Source organism: Acinetobacter sp. ANC 5054, assembly GCF_002135295.1.
GTDB lineage: Bacteria > Pseudomonadota > Gammaproteobacteria > Pseudomonadales > Moraxellaceae > Acinetobacter.
In genome coordinates, this window is sequence record NZ_NEGG01000004.1 from 79,456 (window position 1) to 96,429 (window position 16,974).

Annotated in this window: 16 protein-coding genes; 2 read left to right on the forward strand and 14 right to left on the reverse strand. The window is 40.1% G+C overall.

The features are described from left to right. Positions 1-50: 50 nt before the first annotated feature. The 5 genes from B9T33_RS05460 to B9T33_RS05480 form a co-directional block, all read right to left on the reverse strand. Positions 51-1,493 carry an aldehyde dehydrogenase family protein gene (locus B9T33_RS05460; protein WP_086177946.1) on the reverse strand — a complete coding sequence of 481 codons (1,443 nt, stop codon included), beginning with the start codon at positions 1,491-1,493 and terminating at the stop codon, positions 51-53. A 106-nt stretch (positions 1,494-1,599) separates the two neighbouring features. Then, positions 1,600-2,082, reverse strand: a complete 483-nt coding sequence (locus tag B9T33_RS05465; RefSeq protein WP_086177947.1) for a hypothetical protein — start codon at positions 2,080-2,082, stop codon at positions 1,600-1,602. 91 nt (positions 2,083-2,173) lie between these two features. Further along, positions 2,174-4,336: a malate synthase G gene (locus B9T33_RS05470; protein WP_086177948.1), complete on the reverse strand. Its 2,163-nt coding sequence runs from the start codon at positions 4,334-4,336 to the stop codon at positions 2,174-2,176. A 511-nt stretch (positions 4,337-4,847) separates the two neighbouring features. Further along, on the reverse strand, positions 4,848-5,999 hold the full coding sequence (gene zapE / locus B9T33_RS05475) for a cell division protein ZapE (protein WP_086177949.1): 1,152 nt from the start codon (positions 5,997-5,999) through the stop codon (positions 4,848-4,850). An 84-nt stretch (positions 6,000-6,083) separates the two neighbouring features. Continuing rightward, positions 6,084-7,091 (reverse strand): AraC family transcriptional regulator, encoded by a 1,008-nt coding sequence (locus tag B9T33_RS05480; RefSeq protein ID WP_086177950.1) that lies wholly within the window; start codon positions 7,089-7,091, stop codon positions 6,084-6,086. Positions 7,092-7,249: 158 nt separating this feature from the next. On the opposite strand from B9T33_RS05480, the gene B9T33_RS05485 reads away from it, so the two are divergent. Both B9T33_RS05485 and B9T33_RS05490 read left to right on the forward strand, forming a co-directional pair. Then, positions 7,250-8,779, forward strand: coding sequence for a flavin-containing monooxygenase (locus tag B9T33_RS05485; protein ID WP_086177951.1), 1,530 nt, complete (start codon positions 7,250-7,252; stop codon positions 8,777-8,779). Between the two features lie 49 nt (positions 8,780-8,828). Beyond that, positions 8,829-9,737, forward strand: coding sequence for a lysine exporter LysO family protein (locus tag B9T33_RS05490; RefSeq protein WP_086177952.1), 909 nt, complete (start codon positions 8,829-8,831; stop codon positions 9,735-9,737). Between the two features lie 81 nt (positions 9,738-9,818). On the opposite strand, the gene pyrF is transcribed toward B9T33_RS05490, so the two are convergent. From pyrF to ung, 9 genes are all read right to left on the reverse strand, one after another. Then, entirely contained in the window at positions 9,819-10,499 is a 681-nt protein-coding gene (pyrF, locus tag B9T33_RS05495) for an orotidine-5'-phosphate decarboxylase (protein ID WP_086177953.1), read from the reverse strand. Between the two features lie 251 nt (positions 10,500-10,750). Then, a complete protein-coding gene (locus B9T33_RS05500) occupies positions 10,751-11,116 on the reverse strand; it encodes a lipopolysaccharide assembly protein LapA domain-containing protein (protein ID WP_086177954.1) in 366 nt (121 codons plus the stop codon). Between the two features lie 24 nt (positions 11,117-11,140). Beyond that, complete coding sequence (locus B9T33_RS05505; RefSeq protein ID WP_086177955.1) at positions 11,141-11,443, reverse strand: integration host factor subunit beta; 303 nt, start codon at positions 11,441-11,443, stop codon at positions 11,141-11,143. 164 nt (positions 11,444-11,607) lie between these two features. Then, complete coding sequence (rpsA, locus tag B9T33_RS05510) at positions 11,608-13,287, reverse strand: 30S ribosomal protein S1 (RefSeq protein ID WP_086177956.1); 1,680 nt, start codon at positions 13,285-13,287, stop codon at positions 11,608-11,610. Between the two features lie 107 nt (positions 13,288-13,394). Next, complete coding sequence (gene cmk, locus B9T33_RS05515; protein ID WP_086177957.1) at positions 13,395-14,078, reverse strand: (d)CMP kinase; 684 nt, start codon at positions 14,076-14,078, stop codon at positions 13,395-13,397. 16 nt (positions 14,079-14,094) lie between these two features. Beyond that, positions 14,095-14,526, reverse strand: coding sequence for an SRPBCC family protein (locus tag B9T33_RS05520; protein ID WP_086177958.1), 432 nt, complete (start codon positions 14,524-14,526; stop codon positions 14,095-14,097). A gap of 25 nt (positions 14,527-14,551) precedes the next feature. Then, positions 14,552-15,103, reverse strand: a complete 552-nt coding sequence (tadA, locus tag B9T33_RS05525) for a tRNA adenosine(34) deaminase TadA (protein WP_086177959.1) — start codon at positions 15,101-15,103, stop codon at positions 14,552-14,554. Positions 15,104-15,107: 4 nt separating this feature from the next. Next, positions 15,108-16,232: an enoyl-CoA hydratase/isomerase family protein gene (locus tag B9T33_RS05530; protein ID WP_086177960.1), complete on the reverse strand. Its 1,125-nt coding sequence runs from the start codon at positions 16,230-16,232 to the stop codon at positions 15,108-15,110. Next, complete coding sequence (gene ung / locus B9T33_RS05535) at positions 16,229-16,942, reverse strand: uracil-DNA glycosylase (RefSeq protein ID WP_086177961.1); 714 nt, start codon at positions 16,940-16,942, stop codon at positions 16,229-16,231. The genes B9T33_RS05530 and ung overlap by 4 nt, the downstream gene beginning before the upstream one ends. Positions 16,943-16,974 lie beyond the last annotated feature (32 nt).

The window sequence follows — 16,974 nt, forward strand, 5'->3', positions numbered from 1 at the left end:
CTATTTCATTACAAAAATAGACTTCACTTAATGGAATCGATTATTAAAACTTAAACAGGAAAGGTCTGCCAATGGGTTCGAGTGAACTCTTCAAATATCCACTCACCATTAAAGCGCCCCAAGCCTGAATTTCGTTCACCACCGAAAGGTGCATTGGCATGATCCGCCACACTAATGCCATTGATATGCGTCATACCAATATCGAGCTGAGCCGCAAAATCACCACCGCGCTCTAAATTTGAAGTACAAACTGCACTGGATAATCCAAAACGCGTTGAATTGGCTAACTCAAGAGCATGGGCTTCATCACGTGCCTGAATAATCGGTAGTAGTGGACCAAAACTTTCTTCTAAAGCAATATCCGATTGAGGATCAACATGGGTGAAAATATGCGGCCCCACCAACTGCCCTTCTATGCCTCCTGCATAAGCAAGGATTGCATCTTGTTGTATGGCATTTTGAATCATGGTTTTGAGCTTATCCACTTGAGATGTGTTGATAATCGGGCCAATGAGCGTGTCATCATTGTTCGGATTTCCCACCACAATGGTTTTGACCCGCTTCACCAATTTTTCTACATAAGCATCATGTAAACTTTCGTCCACAATGACACGATTGGTACTCATGCAGATTTGCCCTTGGTGTAAAAAGCGCCCCATGACGGTTAATTCAACTGCCAAATCCAAATCTGCATCATCCAAAATCACCAGCGGTGCATTGCCACCCAGTTCTAAGGCTAAACGTTTTAATCTCGAACTACCAAGCGCTTTTACCCCGACTTGTTGACCTACTTCAGTAGAGCCTGTAAACGAAATCATTTTCGGCACAGGATGCTCCACAAAATAATCACCGATTTCTCGTCCGCTGCCTGCCACCACATTCAGCACACCATGCGGCAAGCCAGCTTCCTCAAATAACTTCGCCAACAGTGTTCCACCTGTAACAGGCGTATCGCTGGCAGGTTTGAGTACCACACTGTTTGCACAGGCAATTGCCGTCACAACTGAGCGCATTGATAAGTGAAATGGAAAATTCCAAGGGCTAATCACAGCAATCACGCCCAACGGTTTTCGTAGTACAAAGCTCTTACGGGATGGATCTTTACTCTCGAGCTTTGTGGTACGCATTTTTTCAGGAAAGCTTAAGGATTCTTGGATGATACCAAGCGCAGCATCCACTTCAATATTGGCCTTTAAACGTGTACTGCCCGATTCATCAATCAGCCACTGAACAATTTCTTCACGACGTTGCTGAATGACTTCAACAAGCTTTTTAATAACATTTAATCGTAGATCTATGGATTTAATCGCATCTTGTTTAAAAGCACGCTCAGCCGCACTATAAGCACTATCGACATCAACACTACTTGCCGCTTGAAATGAAAAGATTAATTCTTGAGTAAAAGGATTTATATTTTGAATATGATGTGTTGAAGTCCCATCACGCCATTGACCACCAATATATTGCAAATCCAATGCTGTATAAGCCGTCATGCCTTGTTCCTGTTTTTATCGTTCATTCCAATGTAATGGCTTCAGCGATGAAAAGCTATGAGAAAAACAGGATGAAACTTTATCTAACGAAATACTGTACAGCTCTTTAACTTTGTTGCGGCTGATTGATACGCTTAATTGCTTTAAAAATGCGCCAATAAATATAACAACTAATAATGACTTCAAAACTCAGGTCTTTAATTGTGGTGAATTGCTTAAGCGCAGCCTCATCCATATTTACGGTCAACATCGGTAACAGTGCCTCAATGACAACAGCAATCGCGATAAAGATGACTAAACTTTGAATAGTCACAGGCAGATACAATGCGATAAAGCGTTTTAAAAAATCACGCCCATGCTCACCGCCATTGGCTTTAAATATGGCATTGATCCAGCTAATGAGTAAACCCACTTGTAAAATAAACGATGCCCAAGCTTCAGTTGCTGAAGATTCTGGTGTCAATGTTAGGGCCAAATAACTAAAAAAGATCAGAATTGAACTGGCAATATAATAATTTTTAAAGCCAGATTCGGTGACTTTATTTTCTCGAAGCAGATCAATTAACTTATTTACATTCCAAAAGTGCATCCAGTGTTTCCTATTCTTTTACTAAGTACCTACTGACATTCCAAGATATACAATAAAAAAAGCCTCCGAAGAGGCTTTTTATGTTTACAGATTAGTCACCTGTATAACCTTTTAATTTTAAACGTGCTGCGTGTAGTAGTGGCTCTGTATAACCTGATGGCTGCTCGCCGCCTTTGAACACAAGGTCATAAGCTGCTTGGTATGCATAACCATCAAAGTTTGGCGCCATTGGCGTATACAGTGGATCATTGGCATTTTGCTCATCCACAATTTTCGCCATACGCTTGAACACTTCTTCGACTTGCTCAGCAGAAACGATACCGTGACGTAACCAGTTTGCAACGTGCTGTGAAGAAATACGTAAAGTTGCACGATCTTCCATCAAACCAACGTTGTTGATATCTGGAACTTTAGAACAACCCACACCCAAGTCAACCCAACGAACTACGTAACCCAAGATACCCTGTAGGTTATTTTCAAGCTCTTTAGTTTTCTCTTCTTCAGTCCAGTTTGTGTCTGTCGCTAAAGGAGGAGTTAACAAGTCATCTAATGATAATGGCTGAGTGTTCAATAATTCTTTTTGACGCTCAGACACGTTGCATTGGTGGTAGTGAATCGCGTGAATTACAGCGCCAGATGGAGACGGAACCCATGCACAGCTTGCGCCAGCTTCAGGATGCTCAATCTTGGTTTTGTACATGTCAGCAAGCATATCTGGTTTTGGCCACATGCCTTTACCAATTTGTGCTTTACCACGTAAGCCAGCTTGTAAACCGATCATCACGTTACGGTTCTCATAAGCTGGGAACCAGATTTGTGATTTCACTTCACCTTTACGAACGAATGGACCCGCTTCCATAAAGGTATGGATTTCATCACCAGTACGGTCCATGAAACCTGTGTTAATGAAGATGGTACGGTCTTTTGCTTGTGCGATACAGTTTTTCAAGTTTACAGAGGTACGGCGTTCTTCATCCATAATACCGATTTTAAGTGTTTTCGCAGGTAAGCCTAGTGCTTGTTCAGCACGTTCAAACAACTCAACTGCAAATGCAACTTCTTCTGGACCGTGCATTTTTGGCTTAACGATGTACATTGAACCTTTACGAGAGTTCTTGTTTTCGTTTTCGCCTTTAATGTCTGCAAAAGTAATCAATGGAGTTACCAATGCATCCATAATGCCTTCATAGATCTCTTGACCATCTACAAGGATCGCTGGATTCGTCATTAAGTGACCAACGTTACGAAGGAGCATCAATGAACGGCCGTGAAGTTTAGTTTCACCACCGATTAAGTTCTTGTGAGTACGGTCTTTGTTTAATGTACGAGTAACCGTTTTACCGTTTTTCTCGATAGACTCTGAAAGCGTGCCTTTCATTAAGCCTAACCAGTTGCGGTAACCTTCAACTTTCTCTTCAGCATCAACTGCAGCAATTGAGTCTTCTAAATCTTGAATTGTGGTTACAGCTGCTTCAAGTACTAAATCTTTAACGCCAGCAGCATCAGTTTTACCAATTGGGCTGTTCGTATCGATTTCAATTACAACGTGCAAGCCGTTGTTTAAAAGTACGATTTCTGTTGGAGCAGCTTCTTCGCCATTGAAACCAACAAATTGCGATTCTTTTGCCAACGTTGTTGTAGAACCGTCTTTCAGCGTTACAACAAGTTTTTTCGCTTCAACTGCATATTTAGTTGCATCTGCATGCGAACCATTTGCCAATGGGAAAGTTTCATTTAAGAAGTTTTTAGCAAATGCGATCACTTTGTCGCCACGTACAGGGTTATAGCCCTTACCTTTTTCCGCGCCACCTTCTTCAGAGATCACGTCGAAACCGTAAAGTGCGTCGTAGAGCGAACCCCAGCGAGCATTTGCCGCGTTCAAGCAGTAACGTGCATTACGCACAGGTACTACCAATTGCGAACCAGCCAATAATGCGATTTCTTCGTCTACATTTTCTGTGCTGATTTGGAAATCTTCTACTTCTGGTAATAAGTAGCCAATTTCAGTAAGGAAAGCTTTGTAAGCTTCGAGTTCAAATTTGTTGTTGCGGTGCCATTCATCGATCTTCGCTTGAATGTCGTCACGCTTAGCCAATAGTGCTTTGTTCTTTGGGCTAAGATCGACAACGACTTGTTCAAAGTTTTTCCAGTAAGTTTCACTGTCTAAACCAGAGCCTGGAAGTGCTTCATTTTCGATGAAATCGTAAAGTTCTTTAGCAATCGCTAACTTGCCTTTTTGAATACGTGCAGTCATTGTCTTTCCTGATATTGCTATTTTTTATAACAAGAGATTCTAGTATACCCATTTATACTTTGCTGAATAGTACTATCATATTTCTAAATAATGATCATTTTCTATGTAATGAAATACCCTCATCATTCAACATAATAAAGATCAGAAATACAACGTCATCATCAGCCTGAATACCTTTTTACAGTGTATAAAGTTTTTGAAATGTCGAAATTAGACTTAAGTGCAGAATTTTGTTCTAAAACTGAACAAACAGTCCTAAGCTTCAAACACATTTGATCGATTAAGCCATGAAATAGCCCGAATGTCGATGCTGCAATATCAACCAATAAGTTTAAATTTAACGTTTCCCCCAATTGATCGTTCCGACATTTTAAAAACAAAATTAAGCAAAAAGCATGACACTTTGATGTATGCCATTTGCTCAAAGTTTAACTTATCTTTTCTAAATAAAAATTGTAAATAAAAAAGGACACAGTAAAACTGCATCCCTTTTTAAAGCTTCAATTCAAAATTAATTTTCTACACTGGTTTCCTGTGCATTAATTTGACGATGTGAAGTATGCAAATAATCATCTGATTGCATTTCCAATAAGCGCGAACGTGTACGCTCAATTTCAAATGCTAACTTCTCACCCTGATAAAGCTCAATAATCGTATCTTCAGATGTCAACAACAACTTCACACCACGGTCATAAAATTCATCGACCAAGTAAATAAAGCGACGTGTTCCTTCAGACAAGTAATCCGTCATGTGAGGCACATTACTGACCAAAACTGTATTATAAATATTCGCAATTTCAATAAAGTCAGCTGGGCTACGCGGTTTCAAGCACAGTTCTGAGTATTCACACCACAATACGTCTTCAGTATGACCAATGGTTTCGACAATACGCTGATTGATGATAATTGGTTCTTGTGACTGAGTTTGAGTCTGCGTTAAGGCCGTGAAACGCTGTGCAATCCATAATTTATGTTCATGGGTCAACGGTGACTTAAACAACTGCGCTTGTTTCAATACGCGTAAACGATAATCCACACCTGAATCAACGTTTAATACCACACAGTGCTTTTTCACCATTTCAATAGTTGGAATAAAACGATCGCGATGGATACCATTTTTATATAAACCATCTGGTGCAATATTTGAGGTTGCAACCAGAGTAATGCCGCGCGCAAATAACTTTTGGAATAAGTCACTCAAAATCATGGCATCTGTAACGTTTGATACAAAGAATTCATCAAAACAAATGACCACCGCTTCTTTATAAATTTGATCTGCAACCAATTCGAGTGGATTACGCTGACCTGATAATTTATTGAGTTCACGATGTACGTATTGCATAAAGTGATGAAAATGCATCCGTGTTTTACGACGAAACGGTACAGATTCATAAAACTGATCCATCAGCCATGTTTTACCACGGCCTACACCGCCCCACATGTATACACCTTTTGGCGCAGTTTGACGACGGAAACGTCGGAACGCTTTTTTTGAAGCCTTAAAGCGTTGAATCAATTCTTGCCAGACACGATCCAGCTCATGCACTGCTTGCGCCTGTTCCTGATCTGGCAAAAACTGACCAGATGCTAAAGCTTGGGCATAACGCTCAGCTGGTGAAATCGGGGTAAAGGCTGTGTTTTGATGAGATTGGTAGTCAGACATATCATTGGATACTTTTTGGGGCTAAATGAATTATAACGAAGATTAAAATTGAAGATATAACACTTTGGCAGTAAACAGCTTAGGCTATTTATTGTATTGCCTTGGACTATGTCCAAACCAACGCTTAAAAGCATGATTAAATGCTGCTGGTTCTGAATAGCCAAGTAATTCTGCAATCATTTCAATTGAATATTCATTATATTCAATGAGACGTAATGCCTTATCTTTAATAATATCTTCTCGGATTTGTTTATAACTGGTGTTTAATTGCTGGAGCTGATGACGTAATGTGCGTTCAGGTAAATTCAAAGCTTGCGCTGTTGCTGCCATACTTGGCATCGCACCACTTTGCAGCTCTAAATAATCTTGCACACGTTGTAATAATGAGGGTGCATCTTCATCCGAAGATAAGCGTTCAAGTTCACTAATACATTTGGACTCATACAATCTAAAGGTGATGATATCTGCTGAAGGAATTCGAATATCCAACACATCTTCATCAAACCAGAATGCGGCATATGGCGCGCCAAAACGAACTTGAGAACCATAATAATCTGTATAAATTTTTAATTTTTCAGGTTCAGTTGGCTCAGAAAATGGCAGATCAATCTCCACTTGTGGTGTTGATAAACCCATCATTTTGTATAAGTCTCGAATAAATTTATAGGTGCCCGAAATTTCAGACTGTGCCAACAATGCACCCAAGGGCGAATACACGTCCTGCGGCTGATAACACAGTGCAACTTTGTGATGACTCAGTTGCAAACTCAAGCGACCTGTTAAATGTGTCAACTGTTGAAAGCGAATCCCCTGATTCAGCGCATGGCGTAATGTTTCACTGGTCACCAAAAGCATGAGCAAAGGCCCGTATCCTGCCAAGGTATAATGTTGACCAATAAAGAGTCCTTGTTCAGGAGCCACGTCTTTACCAATCACTTTCAGTACATCCCATTCTAAACTTGGATGAATCACTGAAGTCGGATCGAGCGCATCAACACGCAGTCCAATAGTTTGCAAACGTTGATCAACATCTACGCCTGCTTTACGCATACCTTGTACTAAATACATCAGGCTTAGAATGGATCGTTTCATAACTCATATAAACAGATTAAATTTCTTCTTTTTTACTATAATTTCGCCACAATTTAAATTGCCGTTTCGATCAATATTTCTGTCACCTCAATCATATTGTTTAGCAATTAAACTCAAGTATGCTTAGAAATGAAATATCGCTTGGAATTAAAACAATCATGCTAGAAGCGCAAATTCAAACAAAACAAAATAAAAGCACAACGACCACCCTACGTACTCAGGTTGCAATCATTGGTGGCGGCTTTGGCGGTATTGCTATGGCAATTCGGCTATTACAACAAGGTAATCACGATTTTCTAATATTAGAAAAGGCCAATGAATTTGGTGGTACATGGCGTGAAAACCGCTATCCGGGCGCTGCTTGTGATGTTCAATCACATATGTACTCCCTCTCTTTTGCACCCAAAACAGATTGGTCAAAACGCTATGCTGAAGCACCGGAAATTTTCAGCTATATTCAGCATGTCACCCACGAATACAATTTACAGCAATACTGTCGCTTTAACTGCGAAGTACATACAGCAAAATACGATGAAAACAACTGTGAATGGCAACTTCAACTCAGCGAAGACACCACCCTCATTGCACAATATGTCATTTTTGCATCGGGTCCATTACATGTACCACAAATACCTAATATTCCGGGAATCGAAAAATTTAAAGGCAAAGTTTTTCACTCATCTCAATGGGATCATGAATATGATTTAGCAGGTAAAAATGTTGCCTCAATCGGCACAGGTGGCAGTGCGATTCAATATATTCCAGAGATTGCACCTGAAACCAAAAGATTATATGTATTTCAACGTACTGCAGCTTGGGTGATACCACGTGATGAACGCAGCTATTTTGATTTAGAAAAAACACTATTTAAAAAATTTGACTGGTATCGAAAAATTCATCGTGCACGCCTGTATTGGAGCAATGAGTCTCGCGTAGTTCCAATTGTTAAACCTGTAACGATGAAATATGCACAAAAACTGGCAGAACTGTATATTAAATACCAAGTTAAAGATGCCGATCTAGCCAAAAAATTGATTCCAAATTACATTATGGGCTGTAAGCGGATTCTTATTTCCAACAAATATTTTCCCACCTTCAACCGCGATAATGTTGAATTGGTGACAGATGCGATTCAAGAAGTCACAGAAAATGCCATTATTACCAAAGATGGAAAATCACGCGAAATTGATTGCTTAATTTACGGTACTGGTTTTATTACAGACCCAAGGATTTATCTAAAATCCTTTGCCTGTTATGGCGAACATGGACAGGAACTGAAACAGGTTTGGCACGATGGCGCAGAAAGTTATTATGGCGTTTGTACTAAGGGTTTTCCAAATTTATTTCAGTTATTAGGACCAAATACTGTTTTGGCACATAATTCTGTTGTATTCATGATTGAAGCCCAAGTGGACTATATTCTGCAAATGATGCAACTGGTTTCCAAGTCCAAATCTCAAGCCATAGCAGTGAAAGATGATATTCAAGACCAATACAATGAATATGTACAACACCTGTTAGATGGAACGGTTTGGCAGTCAGGCTGTGTCAGTTGGTACCAACAAAATGGCGGGAAAAACTTTGCACTTTGGCCAACCTATACATGGAAATATTGGTTAGCAACTCGAAAAGTGAATGCGGCAGATTTTCGATTACTCAGTAAATGTAATTCTAGTCATGCAGCTTAAGCCATAAACGTTCATAATAAGCAGGTATTTATTATCTGCTTATTTTTGTATGCAATCCTTTTGGTTAATTTTCCAGCTTTTAGCCTGTTTAGCAGCTGGTTTTCTCATGGCAAGAAAAATCCCGCACTGGCTTGAAAAAGTGGCATTTAAAATTCTGCCTTATTTCACTTATATTCTCTTATTTGCAATAGCAATTGAATTTTCTGAAACACTTCATACTATTTCTGCGCCTTGGCAAATTCTATCTTCAGCTGTACTGATTGCTTTAGCCACAACTTTAGGCGCATTTGCTTGCTGCTATATCTTATTTAAAATTTTAGGCTACCAGCCAAGTCATGGCAAGGTTTCAATGCAACTGGTTACCAGTTCCTTAATCAATATTAGCTATGCATTTATTGCTCTTGGACTTGGCTATGCATTCGCAGAATTAGCCGCACACCTCAGCGTCAACCCACACATCAGTACATGGCATTTACTTTTAGTTTTTATGTTTTTGATTGGACTCGACCTTGCCTATTCGCCTTTAGATAAATCTTGGCTGAATTGGAAAATCTTGCTTGTGCCTTTAGGTTGCATTGTTGGTTCACTATTTGGTGCTTTTATTGCTGCTTACTTCTTACCAAATATCAGCATTCAAGACCTGATTATGCTGTCGCAAGGCTATGGTTTTTATTCAATGACAGGAATTGTAGTCACTGAATTAAAAAATGCACATTTAGGCAGTATTGCATTAATGAATGACTTATTCCGTGAAATTTTTGCCATCGTATTTATGTACATTATTGGTTGGCGATATCCACGATCTGCCATTTCTTCTGCGGGAGCAACAGCCATGGATGTGACTTTACCGATGGTAAAACAAGCATGCGGTAATGACTTTATTCCACATGCCATGGTCAGTGGTTTTATCCTTTCTGTACTTGCACCCATTTTAGTCAGTGTATTGGCGGCTATCTAGAAGCCCTCACCTAAGAATCTTCTCCCAAAGTGAGATGACTTCCTCTCTCCCTCCGGGAGAGAGTTAGAGAGAGGGTAAATATTAAAGTGTCGCCAAAATATCTTTTAAGGTTTGACGCATATTTTCAGACCTGGTAATAGGTCGACCAATCACCAAATGTGTAGCACCATCCTGCATCGCTTGCTTAGGCGTTACAATACGCTTTTGATCATCTGCTGCTGAACCTTCAGGACGAATACCTGGAGTCACCAATGCAAAATCATTGCCTAAAGTTTCACGCAACATTTTTGCTTCCTGTGCCGAACACACCACACCATCTAAACCGCTGTCTTTGGTTAGCGTTGCAAGTCGCTTAACTTGTTCAAAAGGCTCAATATCTAAACCAATATCTCTTAAATCTTCACGCCCCATAGAGGTTAACACCGTTACAGCGATCAGTTGAGTATTATAGTTTCCGCCTTTTAAGCGCTCTACACAGGTTTCCATCATTTTACGTCCACCTGAAGCATGGACATTCACCATCCACACCCCCATATCTGCTGCTGCACATACGGCTTGCGCTGTGGTATTTGGAATGTCATGAAATTTTAAATCTAAGAAAACTTCAAAACCTTTGTCGTGTAGTGCTTTAACTACTGATGACCCTTCATGAGTAAATAACTCTTTACCAACTTTTACCCGACATAATGCAGGGTCTAATTGCTCTGCAATTGTAAGTGCTTCATATTGGCTTTTAGCATCTAATGCAACAATGATACTCAAGAGATCTACCCTTCATTCAGACAAAATAAAAAGCATTATAAATACATTCAGCTTTGTCAGATAGTCATAAAACTCAAGTTAATTGAATCATTTAAATTAAACACGCCTATCTAATTATTTTATATAAGATATGTTTATTTAAAAAAGTAAAAAGGCATAAAAAAACACCCTAGTTTTAAACTAGAGTGTTCAAAAATAAAAATTTGATTTCTGCAACAGATTTTACAGAAAATTATCCTAAACTCATCGAGTTATAAAGGATTTGAAGGGCGCTCATTTGGATCAATATCCAATACAGTCTTTTCATGACGCGTATGAGCCGCAGCTTCAGTCGCTGCTAACTGAGCAGATTGAATTTGCTCTTTACGTAGGCGATCAATATCTTTACGTAGACGTTTAATTTCCCAGTTGGTTTGGAATACACGAAATACTTGTACAGCGAGTAAAAGTCCTAATACCACGCCCAATACTAATGTAAGCAGTAATAAAAGTCCCAAACGCATTGCAGGTACTTGTGTAAATAACAAATCGACAGATAGTTCAGTGCCATTTTGCAGAACCAATGCCAATGAGTAACCAAAAAGAACCAGTAAGATTACAACTAAAACGTAACGCATAAACACCCCTAACTTTATACAATATTAGTTTGAAGATTCGTTTACCGCATCACGCAAAGCCTTACCTGGTTTAAAATGGGGTACTGCTTTTGCTGCAACTTCAACTGATTTACCAGTTTTAGGGTTACGACCTACACGTGGTTCACGGTGATGCAAAGCAAAACTACCAAAACCACGAATTTCGATACGGTTGTCAGTTGATAATGCTTCTATCATCTGATCAATCATAATCTTAACAGCTTCTTCCACTAATGGTTCAGCTAAGTGTGGGTTTTTAAGAGAAATACGCTCTATTAAGTCAGACTTATTAAGTGCTTCAGTAGTCATCTGCGACCTCTTTAATTATCAAGCTACCTAGGATCAGTCTCTGATAATAACCTGTTTAAATACAAAACGGTAGCGTAATAATCACTTACTACGCTACCGTTACAGTAATTGTATAAAAAGTATTAATTAATTTACATTAACAATACATTTCAAACACTTACTTATTAGTGGTTCATTTGAGCTTTGATCAAATCACCAATAGTCTTAGGACCATTGTCTGAAGTTGCTGTAGCTGTCTTGTTAAGGTTAGCTACTGCTTCTTTTTCTTCAGCTTCGTCTTTCGCTTTGATAGACAAGTTGATAGAACGTGATTTGCGGTCTACGTTGATGATTTTAGCTTCAACTTCTTGACCAACTTCAAGGAACTTAGTTGCATCTTCAACGCGGTCGCGGTTGATTTCAGATGCTTTAAGAGTCGCTTCAACTTCGTCAGCTAACTTAACAGTAGCGCCTTTAGCGTCAACTGCAGTTACAGTACCTTTAACAAGCGCACCGCGTTCGTTAGCAGCTAAGAAATCATTGAACGGATCGCTGTTCATTTGTTTGATGCCAAGGCTGATACGGTTGCCTTCAGCGTCTACTGAAAGGATAACCGCTTCAACTGTGTCACCTTTCTTGTAACGACGGATAGCTTCTTCGCCTTGTTCGTTCCAAGAAATATCAGACAAGTGAACTAGACCATCGATACCGCCAGGTAAACCGATGAAGATACCGAAGTCAGTGATTGACTTGATAGTACCTGAAACTTTTTCACCTTTGTCGTGATCTTTAGCAAACTCTTCCCATGGGTTAGCACGAGTTTGTTTGATACCTAAAGAAATACGACGACGTTCTTCGTCAACTTCAAGAACCATAACGTCAACTTCGTCACCAATCTGAACTACTTTAGATGGGTGGATGTTTTTGTTAGTGTGGTCCATTTCAGAAACGTGTACTAAACCTTCAACGCCTTCAGCGATTTCTGCGAAACAACCGTAGTCAGTTAAGTTAGTAACACGTGCTTTAACGATAGAACCTTTAGGGTAACGGTTCATGATCGCTAACCATGGATCTTCGCCTAATTGTTTAAGGCCTAAAGATACGCGGTTACGTTCGCGGTCGAATTTAAGTACTTTAACAGTAACTTCTTGACCAACTTCAACAACTTCTGAAGGGTGCTTGATGCGTTTCCAAGCCATATCAGTGATGTGAAGAAGACCATCAATACCGCCAAGGTCAACGAATGCGCCGTAGTCAGTAAGATTTTTGATAGTACCAGTAACTGTTTGACCCTCTTCAAGCTGAGCAAGAAGAGCTTCACGGTCAGCTGAAGATTCAGCTTCCATAACAGCACGACGTGAAACAACTACGTTGTTACGTTTAGCGTCAAGTTTGATTACTTTAAATTCTAACTCTTTACCTTCTAAGTGAGTAGTATCACGAATAGGACGAGTATCAACTAAAGAACCTGGAAGGAATGCACGAACTGGACCGATGTCAACAGTGAAACCGCCTTTAACCTTACCAGAGATAACACCAGTAACGATTTCGCCGTCTTCAAAGATTTTTTCAAGTTTAGTCCAAGTTTCAGCACGTTTCGCTTTTTCGCGAGAAAGAACTGTTTGACCCATACCGTTGTCAAGAGCTTCAACAACAACGTCTACAGTGTCACCAACTTGAACTTCAAGTTCACGTTGTTCATTTAAGAATTCAGCGCGGTCAACAATACCTTCTGATTTAAGGCCAGTGTCAACTGTTACCCAGTCAGAATCGATGTTTACTACAACGCCTTGGATGACAGCACCCTTTTCAACGTTGAGGTTTAATTCGCTTTCTTCAAAGAGGGCTGCAAAAGATTCGGTCATGATATACCTGATAAAGTCAGCGGTCTTGGATCAGACAAGGCCGGTTTAATTAAGCGTCTACATAGTCCGTATAAAACTGATCAAGCTATGCTTCTGCTGAAAATGCTTTAATTTGCTAATTGTTGATCGATGTAATTCGTCATCAACTTAAATACTTCATCAATAGTCAAATCTGAGCTATCAATGATGTACGCATCAGGAGCTGGCTTGAGCGGAGCGACTGTACGTTCCATATCTCGTTTATCGCGAGCTTCGATATTAGCTAAAATGTCGTTTATTTTAACATCCACACCCATAGCCTGCAACTGATTTACTCGACGCTCCGCACGTGATTGTGCCGACGCAGTCAAATAAATTTTAGCTTGTGCTTGTGGAAAAACTGATGTGGCCATATCACGGCCATCTGCAACCAAACCTGGTGCTTGAGCAAATGCATGTTGACGTGCGAGCAGTGCTGCTCTAAGTGCAGGAATTGCAGCAACTTTTGAAGCAAACTCCCCGACTCGCTCAGTACGGATAATTTTTGAAACATCTTCACCGTCTAATAGCACAGAAATGCCAGACTGATCTGTAACAAATTTTATGTCTAAATTTGTTGCAATTTTTACGCATTGATCTAGTGATGAATCTAATGACTCAATCAAGTCTTGCTTATGCAATGACAATCCTAATAGGCGGTACAGCGCGCCTGAATCAAGCAAATGAAATTGATAATGCGCTGCAATTTTTGCCGCTAATGTACCTTTGCCTGACCCACTTGGGCCATCAATTGTAATGATTTGAACTGTCATTGCTTTTCCACTTTGTTTATACGGTTTTTGCAAGTTTTGAAAAACCAATTTTAATCGCTGACTTCAGTTGCGCAAGGATTAATTGACTTACAAATGGTACCCGCGCTTGTAATTCAATCGTATAAGTCACAAGTGTACGTGCAGAATCTATTGCTTCAAACTGAATAACGCCCAAATGATGTTTTACCAATGGGTTCTTAATAATTTGATATTCAATGCGTTGATTTGGCTCTAACAAGGTAATTTGCTCTTGCAGAGGTTTTATGGGACCAAATCCCATACGGCGCACTGAACCGACGCCATCAGGACGTTCAGGGTCGGCAGAGTCCTTTACTCGCACAACTTGTACTGGGGCAAAGGCAACATTGTAAGTTGAATGCTTAGAAAGCAGTTCGAAAACTTGTTCTACAGGTGCATTAAATTCTTTTTTTACTTGAATCGATTTCATTGTCTACCCTACTGTTTTGACAATATTAATTGTCAGAAGATTTTAACTGATTTTCAGTTGAAAGTTCAGCATTGTTCGACTTTTCCTGTAACCTCAGCAGTCGCTTCTGTTCACGCCTCATTTTAAAAAAGGCACTTAACTGTGCAGAACACTGCTCTTGTAGGCAACCCTGCTCAAAGCTAAATACATGATTATAATAGCCAGAATTTAATAATTGGCGTGCACTAACCAATGAACCCGCCTTGGGTTCAGTCGTTGAAAAAACCACACGTTTAATTCTGGAATGCACCAAAGCACCTACACACATGGTACAGGGTTCTAATGTGACATAGAGTATTGCATCGTCGGGAAGGCGATAATTATTGATGTTTTGACAGGCTTGCCGAATGGCTTGTACTTCAGCATGGGCACTAGGGTCTTGTAAAGAAATTGGTGCATTATATCCAGCACCAATAACCTTATTTTGACTTACGATCACAGCACCGACGGGAATTTCTTGTAAACTTGCTGCAATTACAGCCTGCTCATAAGCAAGCTGCATCCAATGTTCATCAGTAAATTGTATTTCGTCTGACATGTACTTAGCTAATAACACCGTGTTGCTTTAACAAAGCATTCCAACTTTCAATCGTGGTCAATGGCGGATCATCAGCCAAAATCCCTTTCAACGTCATCTCAGAACCTTTTTTCCATGCTGGAGAAAGATCTTTATCGACTAAGCGTGCACGTACACCTTCCACAAAGTCGGGATGACGTATTTTCCATTCTGATATTTGAGTTTCAAGTTCAAAGACTTCGTTCCAAGAATGAACCTTTTTACCCCATTGCCATAACAACCAAGTTAGAGCAGCCGTTGCAGGTGAACCCTTTTGCAAGTTTTCACTGGCTTGGCGCAACCAGTCACTACGCGCATCACTTAAACCAATGATTGATTCATAGTCATGCTCAAACGTATGACCACGACAAACACTTTGAATCACATCCAGCGAGTTTTGCAGCGGACCAGGCCCCACAGGTCGATGCATACTATTTAAGGTATCATCAATCGCGCGAAAATCACCCGCTGGGTAATGATCCCAATCGATATTTAGAACTGTATCCAGCACATTATCACGCTGCGCATCACAGATATGAGTGGCCCAGCCAATACCATAGGCGCCAGCAGCAGTCATGATTGAACCCGTTAAACCTGTGAATAGACCAATCGCACCACGATCTGCCAAGAAGCGAGTTGCGCCCACATCTGGATATAAGCCGATATTGATTTCAGGCATTGCGAGGCGTGAATATGGTGTCACCAAACGGAAAGGTGCGGCCATAAACAACCCCAGTCCACCACCCATCACATAACCCTCCCCCCAAACCAACACAGGTTTAGCATAATTATGTAAGAGTAGATCTAAAGCATATTCTTGTTCAAAAAATTTATTCGCAGTTTCTGCTTCGTCATTGACCACCAACTGGCGCAGTTTACGAACATCTCCACCTGCACAAAATGCTTTCGGTGTTGTGGAATCCAACCAAATCGCTTTTACATCACGATCATGTTCAAAATCTTTGAAAACTTCGAGCAAAGCAGTGCAAATTGATTCATCAAGTGCATGAAGCGATTTTGGTCGATTCAGGCGAACAATGCGCCAGCCATTTTTCGCTTCTTCTACAATCAGATCTGGGTGATAATTTTTTGAAACAGGAGAATAAGTCATGCGTCCAGCTGCCAGTCGATCGGCTCAATGCCATGTTGTTTAAGATAATTATTTGATTTAGAAAAAACCTTACAACCAAAAAAACCACCACGGTTCGCAGCTAATGGAGATGGATGTGCTGCTTTAAGAACCAAATGTTTATTTTGATCGATACGTTGTCCTTTACGTTGTGCATATGCGCCCCAAAGGATAAACACAATATGCTCACGCTGTTCATTTAAAACATCAATAACATGATCGGTAAAATCTTCCCAACCACGCTTTTGATGTGAGGTTGGTTGCCCAGCCTCAACAGTCAATACCGCATTTAAAAGCAAAACACCTTGCTCTGCCCAACGCGTTAAATCACCATGCTTTGAAATAGACACACCAAGATCGGTATTCAATTCATGGAAAATATTACGCAATGAAGGCGGTAATGCAACCCCCTTTTGCACAGAAAAACTTAATCCATGTGCTTGGTTTGGACCGTGATACGGGTCTTGACCCAAAATCACAACTTTAACATTATCGAGTGGTGTGGTATTGAGCGCATTAAAAATTAATGCATTGGGTGGATAAATTACTTTATCCGCTTGTATTTCTTGCAACAGAAAGTCTTTTAACTCATCCATGCGTGGGCTGAGCAAAAACTCACTCAAACCATATTTCCAGCCCGCATCAAGCTGCACTTTTGCCAGTTTTGCTTGCTGCTGTTCTGTTAAAGACATTACTGTTCCCTAATTTTATATCTAATATTTTT